General features: G+C 41.3%; 20 protein-coding genes. 9 read left to right on the top strand and 11 right to left on the bottom strand.

The features are described from left to right. Positions 1-17: 17 nt before the first annotated feature. The 4 genes from PSH54_RS06275 to PSH54_RS06290 all read left to right on the top strand — a co-directional run bounded on the left by PSH54_RS06275 (position 18) and on the right by PSH54_RS06290 (position 3,959). Positions 18-323 carry an STAS domain-containing protein gene (locus tag PSH54_RS06275; RefSeq protein WP_004587319.1) on the top strand — a complete coding sequence of 102 codons (306 nt, stop codon included), beginning with the start codon at positions 18-20 and terminating at the stop codon, positions 321-323. Further along, positions 323-1,972, top strand: coding sequence for a fused response regulator/phosphatase (locus PSH54_RS06280; protein ID WP_138577486.1), 1,650 nt, complete (start codon positions 323-325; stop codon positions 1,970-1,972). The genes PSH54_RS06275 and PSH54_RS06280 overlap by 1 nt, the downstream gene beginning before the upstream one ends. A 56-nt stretch (positions 1,973-2,028) precedes the next feature. Beyond that, the gene (locus PSH54_RS06285) at positions 2,029-2,688 is read left to right on the top strand and encodes a GAF domain-containing protein (protein ID WP_273605727.1); all 660 of its coding nucleotides are present in this window, start codon (positions 2,029-2,031) and stop codon (positions 2,686-2,688) included. A gap of 80 nt (positions 2,689-2,768) precedes the next feature. Then, entirely contained in the window at positions 2,769-3,959 is a 1,191-nt protein-coding gene (locus PSH54_RS06290) for an amino acid aminotransferase (RefSeq protein WP_004587316.1), read from the top strand. A gap of 279 nt (positions 3,960-4,238) precedes the next feature. On the opposite strand, the gene PSH54_RS06295 is transcribed toward PSH54_RS06290, so the two are convergent. The 9 genes from PSH54_RS06295 to PSH54_RS06335 form a co-directional block, all read right to left on the bottom strand. After that, a complete protein-coding gene (locus PSH54_RS06295; RefSeq protein ID WP_273605728.1) occupies positions 4,239-5,084 on the bottom strand; it encodes a Tim44 domain-containing protein in 846 nt (281 codons plus the stop codon). A gap of 160 nt (positions 5,085-5,244) precedes the next feature. Further along, positions 5,245-5,997: a DUF3379 family protein gene (locus PSH54_RS06300; protein ID WP_054982184.1), complete on the bottom strand. Its 753-nt coding sequence runs from the start codon at positions 5,995-5,997 to the stop codon at positions 5,245-5,247. Further along, positions 5,997-6,554 (bottom strand): sigma-70 family RNA polymerase sigma factor, encoded by a 558-nt coding sequence (locus PSH54_RS06305; RefSeq protein ID WP_039972214.1) that lies wholly within the window; start codon positions 6,552-6,554, stop codon positions 5,997-5,999. The genes PSH54_RS06300 and PSH54_RS06305 overlap by 1 nt, the downstream gene beginning before the upstream one ends. Before the next feature lie 63 nt (positions 6,555-6,617). Then, a complete protein-coding gene (locus PSH54_RS06310; RefSeq protein ID WP_273605729.1) occupies positions 6,618-8,282 on the bottom strand; it encodes a BatD family protein in 1,665 nt (554 codons plus the stop codon). Further along, the gene (locus tag PSH54_RS06315) at positions 8,276-10,177 is read right to left on the bottom strand and encodes a vWA domain-containing protein (protein WP_273605730.1); all 1,902 of its coding nucleotides are present in this window, start codon (positions 10,175-10,177) and stop codon (positions 8,276-8,278) included. Before PSH54_RS06315 ends, PSH54_RS06310 begins: the two co-directional genes overlap by 7 nt. Further along, positions 10,177-11,163, bottom strand: coding sequence for a vWA domain-containing protein (locus tag PSH54_RS06320; RefSeq protein ID WP_273605731.1), 987 nt, complete (start codon positions 11,161-11,163; stop codon positions 10,177-10,179). The genes PSH54_RS06315 and PSH54_RS06320 overlap by 1 nt, the downstream gene beginning before the upstream one ends. Next, positions 11,156-11,590, bottom strand: a complete 435-nt coding sequence (locus PSH54_RS06325) for a DUF4381 domain-containing protein (protein ID WP_273605732.1) — start codon at positions 11,588-11,590, stop codon at positions 11,156-11,158. The genes PSH54_RS06320 and PSH54_RS06325 overlap by 8 nt, the downstream gene beginning before the upstream one ends. Before the next feature lie 2 nt (positions 11,591-11,592). Further along, a complete protein-coding gene (locus tag PSH54_RS06330; RefSeq protein WP_064386802.1) occupies positions 11,593-12,537 on the bottom strand; it encodes a DUF58 domain-containing protein in 945 nt (314 codons plus the stop codon). A 3-nt stretch (positions 12,538-12,540) separates the two neighbouring features. Further along, a complete protein-coding gene (locus PSH54_RS06335; protein WP_004587307.1) occupies positions 12,541-13,497 on the bottom strand; it encodes an AAA family ATPase in 957 nt (318 codons plus the stop codon). Between the two features lie 329 nt (positions 13,498-13,826). Here PSH54_RS06335 and fadI point away from each other — a divergent pair, with 329 nt between their 5' ends. The 3 genes from fadI (at position 13,827) to PSH54_RS06350 (ending at position 18,156) form a co-directional block, all read left to right on the top strand. Beyond that, complete coding sequence (gene fadI / locus PSH54_RS06340; RefSeq protein ID WP_024031879.1) at positions 13,827-15,137, top strand: acetyl-CoA C-acyltransferase FadI; 1,311 nt, start codon at positions 13,827-13,829, stop codon at positions 15,135-15,137. Then, positions 15,137-17,359 (top strand): fatty acid oxidation complex subunit alpha FadJ, encoded by a 2,223-nt coding sequence (gene fadJ / locus PSH54_RS06345; protein ID WP_273605733.1) that lies wholly within the window; start codon positions 15,137-15,139, stop codon positions 17,357-17,359. The genes fadI and fadJ overlap by 1 nt, the downstream gene beginning before the upstream one ends. A gap of 287 nt (positions 17,360-17,646) precedes the next feature. Further along, complete coding sequence (locus PSH54_RS06350; RefSeq protein WP_064386801.1) at positions 17,647-18,156, top strand: GNAT family N-acetyltransferase; 510 nt, start codon at positions 17,647-17,649, stop codon at positions 18,154-18,156. Positions 18,157-18,193: 37 nt separating this feature from the next. On the opposite strand, the gene PSH54_RS06355 is transcribed toward PSH54_RS06350, so the two are convergent. Continuing rightward, a complete protein-coding gene (locus PSH54_RS06355; protein WP_004587303.1) occupies positions 18,194-18,580 on the bottom strand; it encodes an MmcQ/YjbR family DNA-binding protein in 387 nt (128 codons plus the stop codon). A gap of 194 nt (positions 18,581-18,774) precedes the next feature. Here PSH54_RS06355 and efpL point away from each other — a divergent pair, with 194 nt between their 5' ends. Beyond that, a complete protein-coding gene (gene efpL, locus PSH54_RS06360; protein WP_004587302.1) occupies positions 18,775-19,347 on the top strand; it encodes an elongation factor P-like protein EfpL in 573 nt (190 codons plus the stop codon). 223 nt (positions 19,348-19,570) lie between these two features. After that, a complete protein-coding gene (locus PSH54_RS06365; protein ID WP_374274991.1) occupies positions 19,571-19,750 on the top strand; it encodes a hypothetical protein in 180 nt (59 codons plus the stop codon). A gap of 2 nt (positions 19,751-19,752) precedes the next feature. On the opposite strand, the gene PSH54_RS06370 is transcribed toward PSH54_RS06365, so the two are convergent. Next, a complete protein-coding gene (locus tag PSH54_RS06370) occupies positions 19,753-22,011 on the bottom strand; it encodes a sensor domain-containing protein (protein WP_248531115.1) in 2,259 nt (752 codons plus the stop codon). Positions 22,012-22,063: the final 52 nt, after the last annotated feature.

Consider the following 22,063-nt stretch of genomic DNA (forward strand, 5'->3'; position numbering starts at 1 on the left):
TATTATTGGAGTTTATAATGAGTTTAACAAAGAGTTTATCGGTTGATGAAAGTACTTTAACGATACAAATTAAAGGCAAATTTGACTTTAATTTAGTGCAATCATTTCGCCAAGCCTATGCCCAAATTGAGCCTAAAACAAATAAAGTGATTATCGATTTAAGAGAGACCGACTACATGGATAGCTCTGCTCTTGGTATGTTGCTTAACATGAAAAAAACCATTGAAAGCCAGGTACAAACAATAGAGATCAGTAATTGTCAGCCTCAGCTTAAAAAAATACTGCAAATATCACGTTTTGATAAGAAGTTTGATATTAACTAATGACCCACGTACTTATTGTTGACGATCAGGCGCTTAATCGCATCCTGCTCGAAAAAATGCTGCTCGAAGAAAACTATAAAATATCAATTGCGTTTAACGGCCTAGAAGCACTTGAGGTGTTAGAAAAAGAAGCGATTGATATTGTTCTACTCGATGTACTTATGCCGGTAATGGATGGCTTTGAAGCTGCAAAGTTGATAAAGCAGCGATACAACGACGTTTATCTACCCATTATTTTTATTACTTCACTTGAAGATCAAAGCAGCTTTGAGCGTTGTTTAGAGGTAGGCGGGGATGACTTTATTCAAAAGCCGTTTGAAAAAGTAATTTTAAACGCAAAAATTAAAGCGCACAGTCGTACGCGCGAATTAAGTAAAAAAGCCCATCAACAAAACACCTTACTTGAGTATCATCGCAATCAAATAGAGCGCGAGCACGAAATAATTGAGCACATTTTTAATAACTCGCTCGAAAACCAAGATAAGTTTAAAGACCATTTAGACTTTAGCCTTTCTCCTGCTTCTATGTTTAACGGTGACATGTTTTTAGTCGCGCAAAGCCCAATAGGCAATCTATATTGCATGTTGGGTGATTTTACCGGGCATGGGTTAGCGGCCGCGATTGGAGCATTACCTGCATCACGGGTGTTTTACACTATGGTGCAAAAAGGCATGGCTGTTAACGATATCGCCTCTGAGATCAATATATTACTGCATAACTTACTGCCAGAGCACATGTTTTGCGCGGCGACTATTATTGAGCTCAGTGCCTCGGGCAAAAGTATTTCAGCCTGGCTTGGTGGCTTACCAGATGCGTACTTAATAAATACTGATGGTGAAGTAAAGCAAACGCTTGAGTCGCAACACATGGCACTGGGGATTTTAGACAGCGATGAATTTGAATATGAGCTAATTAATTTAGAAGTTGATAAAAACACCCGCTTGGTGCTTTCAACCGATGGCATAATAGAAACTAACAACGACGCCGATATTTTTTATGGTGAGCAGCGCTTTTTAGCAGCACTTAAAAGCAAGCCGATGATCAGCAGTCAGCGTGTTATAGATAATGTAAATACCTTTGCCAATGGCAGTGAGCAATTAGACGACTTAAGCTTAGTGCTGCTTAATTGTTTGCCGCTAACCCCAGAGCCTGAGGCCAAAGAGGCGTATTCTAATTTGGCATTTAACTTTTCACTTAGCTTGAACGCGCAGCAAATTAAATGCACAGACCCTGTGTATGATGTTGTTAATGTATTAAGCAGTGTTGAGGGGCTTAGGTCGCATCGCTCAAATATATTTTTATTGCTTTCTGAGGCGTATAACAATGCACTTGATCATGGTGTGTTAGGCCTTGATTCAGACATAAAAAAACAAGACGATGGCTTTTTTAAATACTATGAATTAAGAGAGCAAGCACTGAGTAAAATGAAAGAGGCGATGATTATTATTGATATGCGTTATTGCCCAGATACCTTGTGCTTGTACTTTATTATTTGTGACTCGGGTAGGGGGTTCTCAAGTGACTCCTCTACACGTACCGAACTCAACGCAGAGTTTGGCCGTGGCTTATCGTTACTCGAAGAAGTGGCAGAAAAAGTCACGTATAACGCAAGTGGTAACCAAGTCGAAATGTGTTACAAGTTGCTATAGCTCAGAAAAAATTTCCATGTTATTATCTAAAAAATTTTAGATGTATGGATGGCCAAATGATTTCTTCTTACCTTGATATTGCGCAATTAAATATAGACCCACAATTAATTGCCAAAGAGCTAGAGCAGCTAGAACAGTATATTGCTGCAAGCGCGCTGCCGTCTGTACGTTGGGAATATCAAATTCCTGAACTCGGTGAAGGCGGAGCGTGTAGTTTGTTTGGTTATTTACAAGATGAGCCATTTAAACTTACTGATCACGTGAGTGCGACTTCACAAAACGAGCAAAAACTAGCAAACCTACAAAATATAGTTAATTACATAGAGCAGCAAACACAGGTCGATTGGTATGGTATTTATCAAGCGGTTGATACTGCGCAGGGTCCGCAATTATTAAAGCTGGCGTATCAAGGTGCGCCAAGCCGTCCACTGTTTCCTCTTACTGAAGCATTTGCAGCAGGCAGTAATAATGTACAAGTTGCATTGTCTAAGCGCGGGCGTGTAATTAACAACGTAGAAAACTATTTAGCACAAGGTGGCGAGTACTATACGTGCGACCCTAAAGTGAAAGCTGAAACCTGTTTACCCTTATTTAATGAGCAACATGAATGCGTCGGTATTATAGATGCAGAGGCATTTAGTAACGACTTTTTTAATAGCCGTACACTGGCTGTATTAGTTGCGTGCTGCATTAAAATTCCTCACTTTCTAGTGTAAATATCACTAGCCAAGAAGGTAAGCTTTTATGTTAAGCTTACTACAACAGCCAACCCCTAATTAATGATAAGAGATAGCTAATGTTCTCAGAATTAAAACCATTACCAACAGATCCTATTCTTGGCCTTATGGCAGCCTATAAACAAGATACAAACCCTAACAAGATTGATTTAGGTGTAGGTGTCTATAAAGATGAGCAAGGCAACACACCGGTATTAAAAGCGGTAAAAAAAGCTGAAGCATTTCGTTTAGAAAACGAAACAAGCAAATCTTACATTGGTTTAGCGGGTAACTTAGACTACTGTCAAAAAATGGAAAACCTATTACTAGGTGAGCACCAAGCACTTTTAGCAAACCGCGTACGTACTGCACAAGCACCAGGTGGTACAGGTGCACTTCGCGTTGCCGCTGAATTTGTTAAGCGTTGCAATAAAGACGCAACAGTGTGGGTAACTACGCCAACATGGGCAAACCACATTAGCTTGTTTGAAGCTGCGGGCTTAAACGTTAAAGAATACCCGTACTACGATTACGAAAACAAAGATTTATTGTTCGACGACATGATAAACACCCTTAAGCAAGTACCAAAAGGGGATATTGTGCTACTTCATGCTTGTTGTCATAACCCAAGTGGTATGGACTTAAACGAGACACAGTGGAACACAGTTGCTCAGCTTGCAAAAGAAGTTGGCTTTACACCACTTATTGATATTGCTTACCAAGGCTTTGGCTCGTCACTTGAAGAAGATGCACGTGGACTGCGCATTTTAGCTGATGCAGTAGAAGAGCTAATTATTTGTTCATCATGTTCTAAAAACTTTGGTTTATACCGTGAGCGTATTGGTGCGTGTTCAATTATTGCAAAAGACACTGCAACCGCTGATATTTCAAATTCAGTACTATTAAGCGTTGTTCGTAGTATTTACTCAATGCCACCAGCGCACGGTGCTGACATTGTAAACACTATTTTAAGCAGCACAGAGCTTACACAAATGTGGCACAGTGAGCTTGATGAAATGCGTAATCGTATTAATGGTTTACGTAGCTTAATTAAAGAAAGCTTAGCAGCAAAAGAGATAGAGCAAGACTTTTCGTTTATTGAACGTCAACACGGTATGTTTTCTTTCTTAGGCATTAATAAAGAGCAAATTGCGCGCCTACAAAAAGAATACGGTATTTACATTGTTGGTTCTAGCCGCGTAAATGTAGCGGGTATTAGTGATACTAACATTGAGTATTTCGCAAACGCCGTTGCTGACGTTTGTAAATAACGCTTTTACTTAACAGTAATAAAAAACCGCCCAGCCTAAACTTTAGGCTAGGCGGTTTTTTTTAGCTGTTATTTATACCAATTAGCCAGCGTTTACCACCAATACCAATCCGCAATAATACTTAATTATTTTGCGGGGCTAAACGTGTCGCTACCTGCGTTAAAAAGCTCTCATTTAGAACACTTAAATAGCGATTTTTTTGCCGAGCTATCAACACGTTTATCCACCCTCAAAGTAGATCACTTAATTAGGCGAATTGGTATAACTATAATTACAGCACTATTCGCTATCGATTAAGTCTTCTACGCCTACAATCAGCCATGGTGCATCTGAGGTGGTAGCACGCTCAAGGTGCCAAATCTCTAAAATAGGCTCTTCTTTTTTATCGTCTAAGTCGCGGTATTTGCCTTTAAATTGCACACTTACTTGCCACGAATTTGCTGTTGTTTCAGCGCGCACAAGCTCGGCATCAATAAACATCACCTCAGTCGCTACCCGTTCAATCGCTTCGCGCTCAGTTTTAAACTCTTGAGCTAACGATGGGCTTAAATACTCAGCCATCGTGGCGTAATCTGCATTATTCCACGCAGTTTGCATAGTGTGATAGTGGCTACGCGCGCCTTGTAAAAAGCCATTTACGTCAAAATTAGGGGGTAAATTGAAAGGTACTTGCTCAGTGTGTGCGCTTTGCTGGGTAAAACCACTGCTGGTAGGTTGCTCTGGGGCTGCTTGCTTAAAAGCAGAGTGCCCCGTAGCGTGAGTACCGGCTAATTGCGGGGAGTGGCGAGCGCGCATAAACCCCGTAATAAGTTTAAACAAAATAAAGGCAACGCCTGCTAATAAAATAATTTCTAATAGCTGCATGCCCTCAAAGTTATCTCCTAGCATAGCGGCAATTAAACCGCCGGCTAACAATCCGCCTAATACTCCGGCCATAATGCCTTTTTTACTGCTTTTTGTCTTAGCTGCAGGTGCTGTGGTATCGGCTTTTTGCTTTTGTGTGGTTTGTTGTGTTGCTGGGGTTGTACCGCGTTTACTACTACCAAACTTTTTGCGTGCGTGTGCATCAAAACTTGCTGTACACAGTAGTGCAAGTAATGAAAATATAACGATGATGTTCTTCATGTAATTCCCTAAGTTAAACTGAGCGGTGAGTATAATTAACTTTTCAGTAAAAATTAATAATTACATTTAAAATCAATTGTTTTGGATGAAAAATGAGCGCTGAATAGGCACAAAAAAACCGCTCAGTGTTACTCAGCGGTTTTTAGTCGTTAAGCGCTAGTTACAGCCAGCGAATGGCATTGGTAACCCGCTCGTTGTACACATTAATTGGCGCGCCGGAATTAGCCACTAAAATAGTATCGGCTTTGTCGCCTCGATTAATATGACCTGCAAAGCGCGCATCATGAAAATCATCTTCGCCAAACCCAAACGACTTATTCTCAGAAGGAACAATAAAGACCGTCATTGGGCCAAAGTCCGACTCAAAAATTAAGTGCAGACCTTTTTCACCTTTAAAGTCGCAAAACATTGCATAAGTAATTTTACCTGGCAGCTCTTCTATATGAGCGCCTAGCAGTGCAAGCTTATCGTTAACGCTTTGTAGGCTAATAGCATTGGTTTTTTCAAGGGCGGTAATTTCATGGTAAACATGGGTTAAAGCATGTTCGCCTGCTTCATGAGCAATGTGTTGCTCTGTGCTAAAAAAGAATGCGCCAATAGCTACAAAAAAAGACGCGGCTAGGGCTAAGTGAACACGGTCAAACTTAAAACGTGAGCGTGCATCTACAACGTTATCCCCAGTTGCTTGCTCTTCTTGCATTGCTTTTTCTTTTAACGAGGTGTTTAAAAGAATACGCTCAGCAAGGTTGTCAGGCACAGGCACATCTAACGCATCTTGAATTTGTTTATCAAAGTCTTTCATATCGCTTATAAAGTTTTGTCGCTCAGAGCTCTCTTTAGCAAACTCTAAAAGCTCCTTATCTAAATCGTTTGGCTGCGCAATAGTGCGTCGACGAAACTCAAGTTCATCCATTATTTTGATGCCCCTTTAAGTTGTTCATCATCACGGCTTAAAGCCTCTTTAAGTTGGTTTCTGGCACGGTACAAACGAGTCATAACCGTGTTTTTATTTAAATCGAGAATCTCTGCTATTTCTTCACCAGAGCACCCCATAACAACTTGCAGAAGTAAGGGTTCTCTGTATTCATCAGATAGCAGCGCAATTTGGCGTTGGATAACCGTTTGCTCCATTTCATCATCTAACGAATGGCTGGTTTCATCGACAAGTGTATCGTTTTCTACATCGCTGTAGTCAAACTGCTTGCGCTCAAAGCGACGTGCATTTTCTCTACGCAAAATAGTCAGCAGCCAAGGCTTGGCGGCTTTTTGATCCAATAATGAGTCAAGCGAGCGCCAAGCACGTAAAAACGTTTCTTGTACTAGGTCATCTGCAATATGTGGGTCACGGCATAACCAATAAGCAAAGCGATAAAGCTCCTTATTATATACATGGACCAAGGCTTCATAGCGCTTTTGTTTCTCTGCCATATCAACTAAGACCTGATTATTTGATTTTTTCTTTCCAAGCATAAGTACTTTTTTAATTAAAATTTATTATTTAATGCATGAAAAGACCTAAATTTATCAAACTAGTTAATAAAGGTCTTTTAATACAGCTTGTTGCGACTTTGTACGTTGAACTTGGTGCTGCTCAATTATGTTAATAATAGCATTAAGATCGACATCTGCACTGCTATTTGCATAAAGAGCTGACTGTAAACGGTTAACCTGCGTCGCCAGTTCATCATTATTGATGTTGTGTATTAACGTATCTATCGCAGCCACCTTTTTGCCCGTAAGCTTAATCGCTACCTCATTTAGTTCGCTATAAAATGCATTGAGATTATTTGATTTAGCTGCATTTTTAAGCGCGTTTAATGAAAGCGTTTGGGCTTTATTTACAGATACACTGTTATTTTTTTGCTCATTATTAGTAGAACGGCTTAACCAATAAAAAATTGCAGTGATTATCCAAAAAATATACCCAAGCACGGCAACAATAATTAACCAAAGCGGAATAACACTTTGCGGCGCGGCTATTGCTGTATTGGGCTGCTGTGTATTACTTACTTTATTAGCAGGCAAAGTTGGCTCACCTGTATTAAGGTTGTCGTTTGCAATAGCACCTGGGTTTATAGCATTGGCGCTTGGTGTTACCGTTATAGTGCGCTCAGGCAATGTAGCGTAACTAATGCGGTTTATTTTGGTGTTATACCAAGGCAGTGTTATTTCTGGGAGGGTGTAGGTGCCCGCTTTTTGTGGTAATAACGCAAATGACGCTGTTTGCTGAGATACAACCCGTCCGTTTCTTACGGCATTGTTTGTTTCTACATCATCGGGGTAACTGCGAATCCCCGCAATGGTTTTCATATCAATTTCGGGCAGTTGCTCTTTAGTAACCCCTAACGCGGTTAAGGTAATAGTGCGTGTAATAGGCGTGCCAACTTCTACTGTATTTTCATCAGGCTGCCACTGCTCATCAATATTAACTAACTCACTGGGTAGCCATGCGCCTTTATAGTTTGCCGGAATAGGTTTTATCTCAAGTTGCTGATCATCCCCTAAAGCCGACACTTCTAATTGGCGGTAATTTTGCTGTACACGGCCTTGAAACGTAGGGCCAACAATGGTGTATACACCACTTTTTTGCGGTTGTAGTAAGTATTCTCGGGTGATCACTAAATAACGTTTACCATCTACAAGCTCATAGCTTTCGGTTTGTTTACCTAATTGAGTAAGCTGTGCATTTTGCATACTGGGCGTACTTAGGCTGCCATCAAGCAGCTCTTTTGCTAGGTAGAGTTTAATCGTATATACGCCAGCTTCTTGAACAAACAACGAGTCACTTGAGAGCGATGTTTTTAAAAAAATATCGTTATTTTTATCAGCATCGGCAGCGCGTTTTGCCACTTTTAATTTTATTGGCTGCGAGCTTAAACCGGCCACGTTAAAAGCCGGAATGGTGTATTCACCTTCATTACGGGTCATTAACTTAACAGACCAGGTTGTTTGCTTGTTAATGCTGCCATTTATAATGTTGGTGCGCGTACTTAAACTTGTTGGCCCAACTACAAAGTCTTTAAGTAACACCGAGGTGTCGGGTTGCTCGCTTTTTATTGTGTCGTCAACTGAAATGTTAAGCATAAAAAATTCGCCAGCAAGGACTGGGTTTTTATCTACACTTGCCTCTAATTTGGTGGCGGCCCATGATGGCATCGCACTTAATAGCAATAAACAGCAAAATAATCGCATTACCATGATTTTTCTACTCCTGTAGGGCGACGTTGATATTGTCTTTTTTGGGCTTCTAATTGCATTTTATTCCGTAATAAAATTGCCGGATCGTCCGGTACTTTTCTTAATAACTGGTTAAGCTGCTGGGCTTTTTCTTTCTCTTCGTTGGTGAGCTCACGCGTTTGAGCTTGCGCGGCTTGTTGTTGAGCGTTTTGCTTTTGCTCATCTGTTAACGTTTGCTGCTGCGCTGTTTGCGGCTGAGTATTTTCAGCTTGTTCTTCGTTTGTTTGCTCAGGCTGTTTTTGCTCTTGATTAGCTTGTGGCTGAGTTTCTAGTTCTGGCTCATTTTGTTTATCTGATTGTGAACCCGACTCAGCACTTTGTTGGTCTTGCTCAGTGTCAGACTCATCACTTGGCTCACCTTGCTGATCTTGTGATTGCTCGCCTTGACTTTGCTCTGATTGAGAATCGCTATTTTCACCTTGTTGGTTTTGATCTGATTGCTGATTGTTTTGTTGCTCACTTTGATCAGATTGTTGCTGGTTATCTTGCGAATCACCCTCTTGCTGTTGCTGCTGTTGCTCGAGCAACTGCTCAACCAAAGCTTGGTTATCAGCGGCTTCGCTAAAGTTAGGTTGTAGCGTTTGTGCTTGTTTGTAAGCATCTATGGCTTGTTCTAGCTGTCCTGATTTGGCAAGCGCGTTGGCATAGTTATAAAAACCAGTGGCTGATTTATCTTTACTAAAGGCTTCTAGTGCGGCATCAAAATTACCTTGTTGGTACAATGCAGACCCTTTTAAGCTGCTTGAGTCGGCATTGGCGGCCCGTTCAAAATCTTTATCTTTATAAGCATCAAGCGCTTGCTGATCAGTGTTTTTTAAAAAAGAGGGGAGCTCTAATGCACTTGCCTGTTGGGTTGGCAAAACGCTGAGTACTAAAAAGGCGCCTACAAATGCTGCACTTCTAAATAAATAAAGGCCTAAGGGCAGTAAAATAAGTAACCCATATATACCTGCGTCTATGCGCCACAGGGCATGGCTTTGTTTTTCATCTTTTAATAACTCACTGTTGGCACTTGGTGCAAAAGTGGCTATGTCACTGCTGCTTGGTTGGTAAAGGGCAAACTTTCCACCACTGCGGGTCGCTAGGCTTTTTAAGCGGCTTATGTTAATGGTGGGGATGACTATTTGACCGTAGCTGTCTTTTAAAAAACCGCCTTCAGGTAATTTAATAGGAGCGCCTTGCTCTGTGCCTACGCCATAAATATTTAGCCGATAAGAAGAATTACTGGTAAAGCTAGTAATATCGCTTTGCTCTTCTTGGTCTATGCCATCGGTGACTAATATTATATCGCCATCAATATAGCCTGCTTGTGTTAAAAGCTCTTTTGCCATATCAAGGCCAGCTAAAACATTAGAGCCTTTGTCGGGCATAATGTCGGGGCTTAAACTCGGAATTAAATTAGTAAGCGTAGTGGCATCGTTTGTAAGTGGCGAAATAGTAAATGCACTGCCGGCATAGGCAACTAAAGCGGTGTCGCCTTCTTTAAATAGCTCAATCATATCGAGTGCTTTAAAGCGTGATTGCATTAAACGATTTGGTGCTATATCGGTACTGTACATTGAGTACGACATATCCATTACAATCACACGGGCACTTTTACTTTGAAATACAGGGACCTGTTTTTCTTCAAAACTAGGACCTGCACTAAAAATAATAGCTAAACAGCAAAATACAGCGACCAGCCAAAGTGGCTGGCTGGCTTTAGTGTTTGACTCGTTCATAATAAACGGCGCCAAATGAGGGGCAATTAGGTTATCTGCGCTTTGTTTTTTATGCTTAATAAAGGCTATAAAAAACAACGCAAGTGCAGGTATTAAAAGCCACAAAACAGCGGGACGAATAAATGTAAAGTCCATTAGTTAGGCTCCTTTAATGCACGTAAGGTGCTTAACATTACTTTTAAACTAATGAGTAAAATAGCAATAAGTAGTGGGTAGTAAAACAATGAGCTTTGCGGGCGAAATGTTTGCTCATCTGCGCTAATTGGCTCTAATTTATCAAGCTCTGCGTAAATTTGCTGAAGGCCAGCCACATCTTTGGCTCTAAAATATAACCCACCGGTTTGTTCGGCAATGTCTTTTAACAAGCTTTCATCTAAGCTGCCCCCACTCATACCACCCATATTAAATAGGCTAAATCCACGGGGGTTATCTGAGCCAACACCTATGGTATATACTTTTATGCCTTCCTCGCGGGCAAGGAGTAGGGCATCTTTAGGTTTTAAATTACCTGCTGTGTTTTGGCCATCGGTTAATAGCACCACAATACGGTTACTTTTATCTTTGTTGGCAAAACGCTTTACCGATAAACCTAGCGCATCGCCAATAGCAGTGGCACGCCCAACTAAGCCTATTTGAGACTCGCTGAGCATTTTACTTACGGTTTTAACATCGCGAGTCAGTGGCGTTTGTAAAAATGCGGTGTCACCAAATAATATCAGGCCTAACCTGTCGCCTTGGCGCTGCTCTATAAAGTCACTCAATACCGCCTTTACCATAGTGAGGCGGTCAACATATTGGCCGTTGTAAGCCATGTCTTGTTCGGTCATTGAGCCAGATAAATCGACCGCAAGCATTATATCGCGCCCTTCGTTTGGTAATGAAATAGGGTCGTCTAACCATGTCGGGTTGGCTGCAGCAGTGACCAGTAATAGCCAAAGTAGCCATTCAAAAATAGTTAGTTTACGTGCGCTTTTTTCAAGGCTTTGGCTGGCTAAGTTATGTTTGGCAAAGCTTGGAATACGTAACCGGGTATGTGCGTTACTGGCAGCAGGTTTTAATAATAAAAGCAATAAGGGCAGAGGTAGTAATAAAAACAACCAGGGCCAGCTAAATTCAAACATGTACTGGCTCCTTAAGTTTAAATTGCTTTATGCCTTGGCGTAATTTTTCGTTAAGCGCGTCATTGGTGTGCTGCGCATTATACAGGCTTAAAAGCTCATGCTCGGTAAAGCTTAAACCGGTTAAGGTATTAAGTGTGTTACACCAGTTAGCAGTTGATTGCGTTGCTAGGCGTTTATCGTAATACTCTATTACTAAGCGCTTTAAAATAATATGAAGTGTTTGCGCGCTTTGCTCGTTGTGGCTTAAATCGATTGCGTAGCGCTTAGGCTTTTTAAATTTATAATTTTTGTAAAACCAAAAAGCAGCTGCACAGATTGCTATGAACAGCAGGGTAATAATAACCCACCAAGCAGGGGCGAGTGGCCACCAACTAACTTGGCTTGGCGCTATTATATCGTGCAGGCCATCGAGTGGATTGGTTTGCATGGTTATTTTCTCACTAATTGCAGCTCAAGCGGGCTCGCTGCATTGAATGATATTAAGTTAAGACCCGATTTAGTTAAGCGATTTAGACGTGTGCTAAATGCTTGCTCGGCGTTTTTTGCAAAGCGTTCTCTAAAGCTTTTATCCATAAGCGGTAGCGCAAAATCTTGGCCGTTGGCATTAACCGTGACAGTGTTTTTAAACGCGGGGAGCGTATGTTCAAACGGATCACTTATATGACAGCCTATCAGCTCACAGTGGCGGCTTAATATTTCTAATTGTTTAAAGCTTGCATCATCTAAGCCATTAAAGTCAGAGACTAAATACACCAAGCTGCCAGGTTTAGCTAAGTGGTTAAGGCGTTTTAAATTATCGCTAAAGTTATTGGTTGCTTGTTTATCTATATTGTTAAGTGCTTGCTGGTGGCTGTCGCATAGATTATGACACAGCTTTAATACCGCTTTTTCGCGGGCGCTGGGCTTTAGTTCTAAATGCGAGTGTTGATTAAACACGATACCGCCAATTCTATCTCCGCGTTGACACGCCGACCACGCAACTAGCGCGCTAATGTGCGCAGCCTGTACCGACTTAAGCAGCAGCTTTGAGCCAAATAGCATTGAGTTTGAAAAATCAGTAAATACAAAAACAGGGCGCTCTTTTTCTTCTTGAAAAAGCTTTGTATGGGTTTCGCCGGTACGCGCTGTTACTCGCCAATCAATAGAGCGAATGTCATCACCTTGCTGGTAATGACGCACTTCGGCAAACTCCATGCCTCGGCCTTTATGGGGCGCAAGGTATTGCCCAGTTAAACTGTTTTTAATTTTAACCTTAGGTGCCAGCTCTAATAACTGTGCTTTAGCTTTGTAATACAGCAGTTCTTTTAGCGCTAAATTTACACCGTGGCTGTGGCTTTCTTTTAGCCACGCCTTTGAGTCTAATTGTGTTTGCATAACTTAGGGTACGGCTACAAGTTCAACAATGCGGCTTATAACCTGATCTTTAGTAATGCCATCAGCCTGTGCTTCGTAGCTTAAAATAATACGATGGCGCAGTACATTATGTACAACGGCTTGAATGTCATCGGGTGCTACAAAATCGCGGCCATGTAACCAAGCGTGGGCACGGGCACATTTATCAAGTGCAATGGTGGCACGCGGGCTTGCGCCAAACTCAATCCAACGGCCAAGTTGCTCATCAAACTTAGCCCCTTCACGAGTGGCAATAATAAGCTGTACTAAATATTGCTCAAGCGGCTCGGCTAAATACAAGCCTAAAATAGCTTGGCGAGCGGCAAATAAATCGCTTTGGGTAATTTGTTGCATAACCGCTTGTTGTTCATTAAGAGCTTCACCACGGGTTAACCGGAGTATGTCTAGCTCGTGCTCTGCACCTGGGTAATCAATGCTTAAATGTAATAAAAAGCGGTCTAATTGTGCCTCTGGCAGTGGGTAAGTCCCTTCTTGCTCCAGCGGGTTTTGGGTCGCCATTACCATAAATAAATCGCTTAGCGGGTAGGTGTTTTTGCCTACCGTTACTTGGCGCTCTGCCATGGCTTCTAGTAGTGCTGATTGTACTTTTGCTGGGGCACGGTTTATTTCATCGGCTAAAATAAGGTTATGAAATAAAGGGCCTTTCTCAAACACAAACTCGCTGGTTTGTTGGCGGTAAATATCGGTGCCAGTTACATCGGCAGGTAATAAGTCGGGCGTAAACTGTACGCGCTGGAACGAGCCTTCAATACCTTTAGCAAGGGCGTTAACAGCACGGGTTTTTGCAAGCCCTGGGGGGCCTTCTACTAATAGATGGCCATCGGCTAAAATGGCAATAAGGAGTGCTTGAGTAAGCTCTGGCTGGCCAATAATTTGTGTATCTAAGTACGTTTTTAATTGTTTGAATGCGTTAGCTGCCATAATAAATAGACTTCCTCGTCAGCTGGGTTTGTACCTAATTTATTTTAGGTGATTAATACTGACCTAGTTATAAGGTTTATAAGTGAGTAACTCAAGAGTTAGACTGTATTTTTAAAAATAGTTCGTTATTTTTTAACGGTTTTTAGCGTACCACAAAACTTTGTAAAAACGCGTAAAAAAGCCTATTGTGGTAGTCAATATTAAGCACTATGTATATATCTACCTTTAGTGCTTTTGTATAAATTTGTGTTTATCTATTGGCTTTAGCACACGGGTTGTTTAGAATCGAGGAAAACAAACAGGTCAGACCTGTCAGCGGGAGAGCATAAATGTCTGAGCAAAACATACTAAAAACACCAAAAGGCGACCGTATTGCCATCGTTAGCGGCTTACGTACTCCTTTTGCAAAACAAGCAACAGCGTTTCACCATGTACCAGCCCTTGATATGGGTAAGTTGGTGGTTAACGAAATGCTTGAACGATTAAATTTCGACAAGTCAGAAATCGATCAACTTGTATTTGGTCAAGTAGTTCAAATGCCAGAAGCGCCAAATATTGCACGTGAAATTGTTTTAGGTACGGGTATGCCAGTAGGCGTAGACGCGTATTCAGTATCGCGTGCGTGTGCTACCAGCTTTCAGGCCATTGCTAATGTAGCTGAATCTATTATGGCAGGCTCTGTAAATGTAGGTATTGCCGGTGGCGCCGACTCATCTTCAGTATTACCTATTGGCGTAAGTAAAAAATTGGCAGGTAGCTTAGTTGATTTAAACAAAGCACGTACCTTAGGCCAGCGTTTACAAATATTCTCAAAACTGCGTTTAAAAGATTTATTACCAGTACCGCCTGCGGTTGCTGAGTACTCAACAGGCCTTTCAATGGGGCAAACTGCTGAGCAAATGGCTAAAACACATAATATAAGCCGTGAAGATCAAGATGCACTAGCGCATCGCTCGCATTCACTTGCAACCCAAGCATGGGCCGACGGCAAGTTAAAAGATGAAGTAATGACGGCACATTTACCGCCATATAAAAGCTTTATTGAAGAAGATAATAACATTCGTAAAAATTCTACAGTTGAAGGCTACGCTAAGCTTAAACCAGTATTTGACCGCCAACATGGCTCGGTTACCGCTGCAAATGCAACACCATTAACCGATGGTGCAGCCGCCGTACTGATGATGAGCGAAAGCAAAGCAAAAGCACTAGGCTACGAAATTTTAGGTTATGTACGTAGCTTTGCGTTTTCGGCAATTGGTGTAGAAAAAGACATGCTAATGGGCCCAGCGCATTCAACGCCTATCGCACTTGATAGAGCAGGTATTACACTTGCTGATTTAGATTTAATTGAAATGCACGAAGCCTTTGCATCGCAAACACTCGCCAATATGAAAATGTTTGCATCAGATAAGTTTGCGCAAGAGCAACTTGGTCGTAGCAAAGCAATTGGCGAAATTAACATGGATAAGTTTAACGTTAACGGCGGCTCACTGGCATATGGTCACCCATTTGCAGCAACCGGTGCTCGCTTAATTACGCAAAGCTTACACGAGCTTAAACGTCGTGGTGGCGGTTTAGCATTAACAACAGCGTGTGCTGCTGGTGGTTTAGGTGCAGCCTTTGTATTGGAGAGCGCGTAATGACAGATTCAGTATTTAATTTAACGGTAGATGAAAACAAAATTGCCGTAGTAACCATTGATGTGCCGGGTGAGAAAATGAATACCCTGCGCGACTCATTCGCAGATGACTTAAAAGCTTTACTTGAAGCGGCTAAGCAAGAGTCAGTAAAGGGGATGGTATTTATTAGTGGTAAAAGCGATAACTTTATCGCGGGCGCTGATGTAAAAATGCTTGATAGCGTGCAAAAGCGTGAAGATGCGTTAGCAATTAGTGAACTTTGTCATCAAGCCTTTTTTGATATGACAAAACTACCTTATACAACAGTAAGTGCAATACATGGTGCTGCGCTTGGTGGTGGTTTAGAGTTTGCTTTAGCGTGTGATTACCGCGTAGGCACAGATAGCGATATGACTAAAGTAGGCCTGCCAGAAGTACAACTTGGTTTATTACCAGGTGGCGGCGGTACGCAGCGTTTAACTAAAATTGTAGGCATTCAAAAAGCACTTGAATGGATGCTAACAGGCAAGCAGATTCGCCCTAAGCAGGCTAAAAAAGCAGGCGTATTAGATGATGTAGTACCACAAAGCGTATTACTAAAAGTCGCTAAAGAATTTGCCGCTAAGAAAAAGCCTGCAGATAAAGAGCCAAAGCTTGATAAAGTAAGCAAATTATTAGAGTCAAACCCGTTTGGCCGTAACTTTATCTTTAAAAAAGCCAAAGAAAACGTCCTTAAAAAAACCGGAGGACATTACCCTGCGCCGCTTGCAATTATTAAGGCTGTGCGTGCAAGTGTAGAGCTTGATAAATTAAAAGCATACAAAACAGAAGCTGAAAGCTTTGCAACACTTGTAATGAGTGATGAATCTAAAGCGCTTCGCGGTATTTTCTTTGCAACCACTGAAATGAAAAAAGAGTGGCGCAACGACGATGCGCCAGCAATTAGTAAAACAGCTGTTTTAGGTGGCGGCCTAATGGGTGCCGGTATTGCGCATGTAAGCGCAGTAAAAGCCAAAGTACCTGTACGTATTAAAGATGTAGCAGAGCAGGGCATTAGTAATGCCATGAACTACACCTACAAAATTTTAGATAAGCGCCTTAAACGCCGCATTATGTCTAAAGCTGATATGCAGTTAACAATGAACCGTATTACCGGTACTACCGACTACAGTGGCTTTAAACACATTGATTTAGTAGTAGAAGCTGTTTTTGAAGATTTAGCCTTAAAGCAAGGTATGGTTGCCGATATAGAGCAGCAATGCCAAAGCAATACTATTTTTGCAAGTAACACGTCATCACTGCCTATTTCACAAATTGCAGCACAGGCACAGCGCCCTGAAAACGTGATAGGCCTGCATTACTTCTCGCCAGTTGAAAAAATGCCACTCGTGGAGATTATTCCGCACGAAGGGACTTCACAAGAGACTATTGCGCGCGTAGTTAACTTTGCACGTAAGCAAGGTAAAACGCCCATTGTGGTAAAAGACATGGCAGGTTTTTACGTAAACCGTATTTTAGCGCCTTATGTAAATGAAGCAGCTAATTTAATGCTTGCCGGTGAGCCAATTGAAAAAATTGATGCAGCCCTTGTAGAGTTTGGTTTCCCAGTTGGGCCGCTTGCTTTACTTGATGAAGTAGGGATTGATATAGGATCTAAAATAGCCCCAATTCTTGAAAAAGAATTAGGCGAGCGTTTTAAAGCGCCAGATGCATTTTCTCGTATGATTGATTCAAAACGCCTAGGCCGTAAAACGGGTCGTGGTTTTTATGAGTACGATAAAAAGAGCAAAAAAGTTGACGAGTCAGTGTATGAGCTATTAGGTGTAACCCCTGCACCGCGTTTAAATAAAAGCGAAATTGCTAAGCGTTGTGTATCACAAATGCTTAACGAAGCCGTGCGTTGTTTAGACGATGGCATTATTGCAAGCCCACGTGATGGCGACATTGGCGCTATATTTGGTATTGGCTTCCCACCGTTTTTAGGTGGACCGTTTAGCTATATGGATAAATTGGGCGCCAGCAAGGTTAGCTCTGACATGTCTACATTAGCTAATAGCAATGCAAATTTTGCCCCATGCGACACGTTAGTAAGTATGGCTGAATCAGGCGCTAAGTTTTATCAAACGCAGCCTGTTGCAGATGAGCCAAGCCCAGCATCTGTTGCTGAACAAGCAATAGAAGCAGAGCCTGCTGATGAGCAACCTCAAGAAGAGAGCGTTGACTCACCAAAACAAGACTCGTAAACAGCTTGATTAAAAAAAACCGCATTATATGCGGTTTTTTTATATCTGCTATTTGTAAATATAGAATACTAGGACGCAATAATACCAACCCGCAATAATACTTAATCATTCTGCGGGGCTAAACGTGTCGTTACCTGTGTTAAAAACGTGTATTTATAAAACCTAAATTGCCAGTTTTTATTTAGTTATCGACAGGTTTTTACCCTCAAATAAGTCTTATAATTAAGTGGCTTGCTATAAAGTATGTTAGCTTATTTTGCAGCTAAGCAGATAAGAGGTAAACCATTATGCAGTTGTTTACAGCACGATTGGCAATGCGCCCGCTTCAAAGCAGTGATTGGCCATTATTTTTGCAGTTACATCAAAATCCTACCGTGATCCGTTATTGCTACGATATGCCCAGCGAAGCGTTTGTACGCAGCCGCTTTGAACAACGTTTAAAAAGCTGGGATAGCACTTCTACTCATCCACTTTGCCTTGTGGTATTTGATAAGTATTCAAATGAGCCCATGGGTGTAACGGGGTTTACATACGAACTTGAGCAAGCTGAGCTAGGCTATTTGTTTTTACCCGCGTATTTTAATCAAGGCTTTGCCAGTGAGTCATTGCGTGCCGTGATTGAGTGGGCATGGCAACAATGCGGTATTACACAGTTTAAAGCCGTGGTTACAAAGGGGAATATAGGGTCTGAAAAGGTATTACAAAAGTGTGGATTAACGTTAACTGGCATTAATACGCAAGCGCACACTATTAATAATACACGTTATGACGATTTGATATACACATTAAAATTGTAGCAAATAGGGCTAGCAAGCTAGCCCGTGATGGTGGTTTCTATAGATGTGCTTCAATTGCTTTACGGTCTTTTTCTGGCATATTCTCAACGACTAATTTGAACGAATTATCGATCATTCTTTCAATTTCGCCTTGTGGAATAGAGCCATCTAATATCACCGTATTCCAAAGCCGCTTGTTCATATGATAGCCAGGGATCACCGCAGGAAAAATATCACGCAATTTAAGTGCTTCATCGGGATCGCACTTTAAATTAAGCCACCAAATAGGATCTCCATCATCATTAACGTCTCCATCATTACCTAAGGCAAGGGTGGCAAACATTTTATGATTTACTTTATAAACATCAACCTCTTGAGCAAATGGCTTTGTCACTTGCACCAAGGGCTTCTTTACTAAATACTCATGTACTGTGTTTTGGTCCATGATCCAATCCTTGAAGTCATACTCGGTAGAGATACCATAGCAGTTTTTTTCGCTTTTGATTATAGGTATTTAGTTTTAAATTAAAAATTTGCAAGTCTATATCAAATGCAGCCCCAAATTAACGTATTTTTAGTTGAACAATACCCAGTTCGTGGTATGTTTCTGGCAATCAAAAAAATAATAGGAAAACCCCCATGCCAAAGGCGAGTGAAGTTAAAAAAGGAACCGCGATTGAGTTTAATAATCGCGTGTTGGTAGTTAAAGATATTGTACGTTCAGTACCGCAAGGTCGTGCAGGCGGTAGTTTGTACCGTATGCGTTTATACGATGTAGTAACAGGTGCGAAAGTAGACGAAACCTTCAAAGACAGCGACATGCTAACCCTAGCAGATTTAACTCGCCGCGAAGCAATGCTTTCGTACATTGATGGCGATGAATACGTGTTTATGGATAATGAAGACTACACGCCGTATAACTTAAATAAAGAGGCGATAGCAGAAGAAATTCAGTTCGTTAACGAAGAAACGCAAGGCGTACACGTTATTGTAATTGATGGCTCGCCTGTAGGTTTAGATTTGCCATCAAGCGTAGAGCTGGTTGTTGAAGAAACAGACCCTTCAATCAAAGGCGCTTCTGCCAGTGCACGCTCTAAGCCTGCACGCCTGAGCACGGGTTTAACCATTTCGGTGCCTGAGCATATATCTACGGGCGACCGTATCCGTATTAATACGGTTGAGCACAAATTTATGGGTCGCGCTGAAAAGTAACCCAAGCTATACAAAAAAGCTGGCGCTATGCCGGCTTTTTTTATGGCTAAATTTTTAAACTAGGTAATAGTAATCTGCATCAATACTTAATTTATATGCACTGATAGCTAAATGGCGACTCATTGGCTTATTAAGCCTGCTGCTTTAAAAGTGTGTTATTTGCCGTTAAAATGCGCGGCTTTGCTTTTGAGCTCAGTTGGGGTGATGTTTGCTTTTCGTTTTTATTAATGCTCTATGTGCTTTGGCCATTTATGTTCAAGCGCTTAAAAAAGGTATGCCAATTAAACGGTGGATTTTATTAGGGGCGCTAATCGGACCTGGCGCATGGTGCTTATTTGGTTTGCATTACAGGCGTGCTTTTATACGCAACGTAGGAGCTGGTGCGTGTATATGGCGCCCGTAACATTACCTTATTTGCGCTAAATGGTTATTAGCACTAATAAGGCTTGGCGTAGAGTTGCTTTGTTGCTGTTTCAAAAAGGCCGTAAACTCATCTTTTGAAAGCGGTTTTGAATAGAAGTAGCCTTGTACGGTTTCACAATTTAGCGTTTTAAGTATGTCAATTTGGCTTGCTTGCTCCACACCTTCAGCAACCACATGTAAATCGAGGTTTTGCGCAATCGTCACGATAGAGTCAACCATGTTGCGGCCACGTTCGGTTTTCATGTCATCAATAAATGCTTTGTCTACTTTTAAGGTATTCAGCGGAAATTGTTTTAAGTACGCTAAAGATGAATAGCCTGTACCAAAATCGTCCATGGCTAAATGAATACCACGGGCACTTAGCGAGCGCATAATTGCAATGGCTTCTTGTGGGTCGTCCATTACCGTGCCTTCGGTAATTTCCAGCTCTAAAAAGTAAGAAGGTAGCTCGTTTTTTTGCAATATCACGTCAATACGGGTCGTTAAATCTGGCAAGCTAAACTGCTTAGCCGATAAGTTAACTGCAACGCGGCCGCTAAATAGTCCATCGTCTAGCCATTGTTTTACATCGCGACATGCTTTGTTTAAAACCACTTCACCAATTTCTATTATTTGCCCGGTTTCCTCTGCAATAGGAATAAATACACCGGGGCTAATAACGCCTTTTTTAGGGGTTATAAAGCGCACTAATGCTTCCATTCCGGTAAGTTTACCAGTGCGAATATTCATTTTTGGTTGGTAATACACTTCAAAATGGTTTTCTTTTAGACCAAAGCGCATTAGGTTTTCTATTTGTAAGCGTTTAACCGCTTGGCGGTTCATGGTGTCGTTAAAAAACAGGTAACTATTGCCTTTCTTTTTAGCATGATACATGGCGGTATCTGCGTTTTTTAACAGCAGCTCTGGCGTACTGCCATCTTCGGGGAATAACACTATGCCTACGCTTGAGGTAATAGCGAGCTCGTGGCCTGCCATTTTAAATGGGGTCGCAATTGCAGCTAAAAACTGCTTAGCCATGCGAGTAATAACATGAATATCATTAGTATCTGCCATAACTAAGGCAAATTCATCACCCCCTAGGCGGTAAAAAACATCATTCTCTCGGGTTAATTTATTTAATCGCATAGCCAGTTTTGCTAACAGGCTGTCGCCTAGCTGGTGGCCTAATGAATCATTAATCTTTTTAAAATTATCTAAATCAAATACCAAAAGGGCATGGTGGGTATTTTGTTTTACTAGCTTTTGTAGGTCGGTAAAAAATAAATTTCTGTTAGGTAAACTGGTCGTACGGTCTCTATTTGATAAATTATGCAGTTGCGATTGTGCATTTTTACGTTCGGTTAAATCTGAATAAACCACTACATAGTTTGTTATTTGGTGTTGATCGTTTTTTATCTCATCAATAGAAATCTCTATTGGCAGTAACACTCGCTCACTATTGCGCAGTTTTACCTCTTGTTGAATTCGCTCACGCTCTCGTACTATATTTTTAATGTTTTCTGTGTAGCTTTTATCGTAACCAGGTAAGTTGAAAGGCTTTTTGAGATATTGCTCTCTAACGCCACCAAAAAGCGTTAAAAAGCTGGGGTTAATATCAACTAAGTTAAAGTTTTTATCATATATAGCAAGTGCATCAGTGAGTGATTCTACACACTTAGCAAATAAATTGAGACGCTCTTGTGTTGATTTTAACACTGAAATATCGCGCACTGTGCCGGTCATTCTCAGTGGCGCTAAGTTGGCATCTTTTTCTATTATTTTTCCGCGGTCTAATACCCAGTGCCAGTGGCCAAAGGTGTCTTTAATGCGGTAAGTGGCTTCAAAAAAAGCAGACTTTTGAGCAAAGTGTTTTTTTAATAAATGCTCTACTGAGGCAATATCGTGTGGGTGGATCAAGCTTTTATTTGGCGGAAAACCCATTAACGTTGTTGAATCCATCATGTATTTATCGTTAATACGAATAACTTCGCCAGTTTTTATATTCCAATCCCAAAGCGTATCGCCACTGCCTTCAACCGTGCTTTTTAAGCGCTTTTCCGAGAGGCTGTGCTGTAACCGAGAGCGCTTTAATTTATAAATTACAAATAATAGGTATGGCAAAGCCAGCGCAAGTAGGGCACTGGCAATAATTAAAACGGTGTTGGTATTTATATTAAAGGCGTGTTCAAAGGCAACCGCTGCGGGTGCTAGGCTTAGCAGCAACCAGTAAAAACCACATTTTATTGTTGTTATTTTTATCATTTGTTTTATTACTACTAATTAACAAATGATAATTTAAATCATGCCACTTGCA

This window comes from Pseudoalteromonas sp. Angola-30, from assembly GCF_028599215.1.
GTDB classification, from domain to species: domain Bacteria; phylum Pseudomonadota; class Gammaproteobacteria; order Enterobacterales; family Alteromonadaceae; genus Pseudoalteromonas; species Pseudoalteromonas atlantica.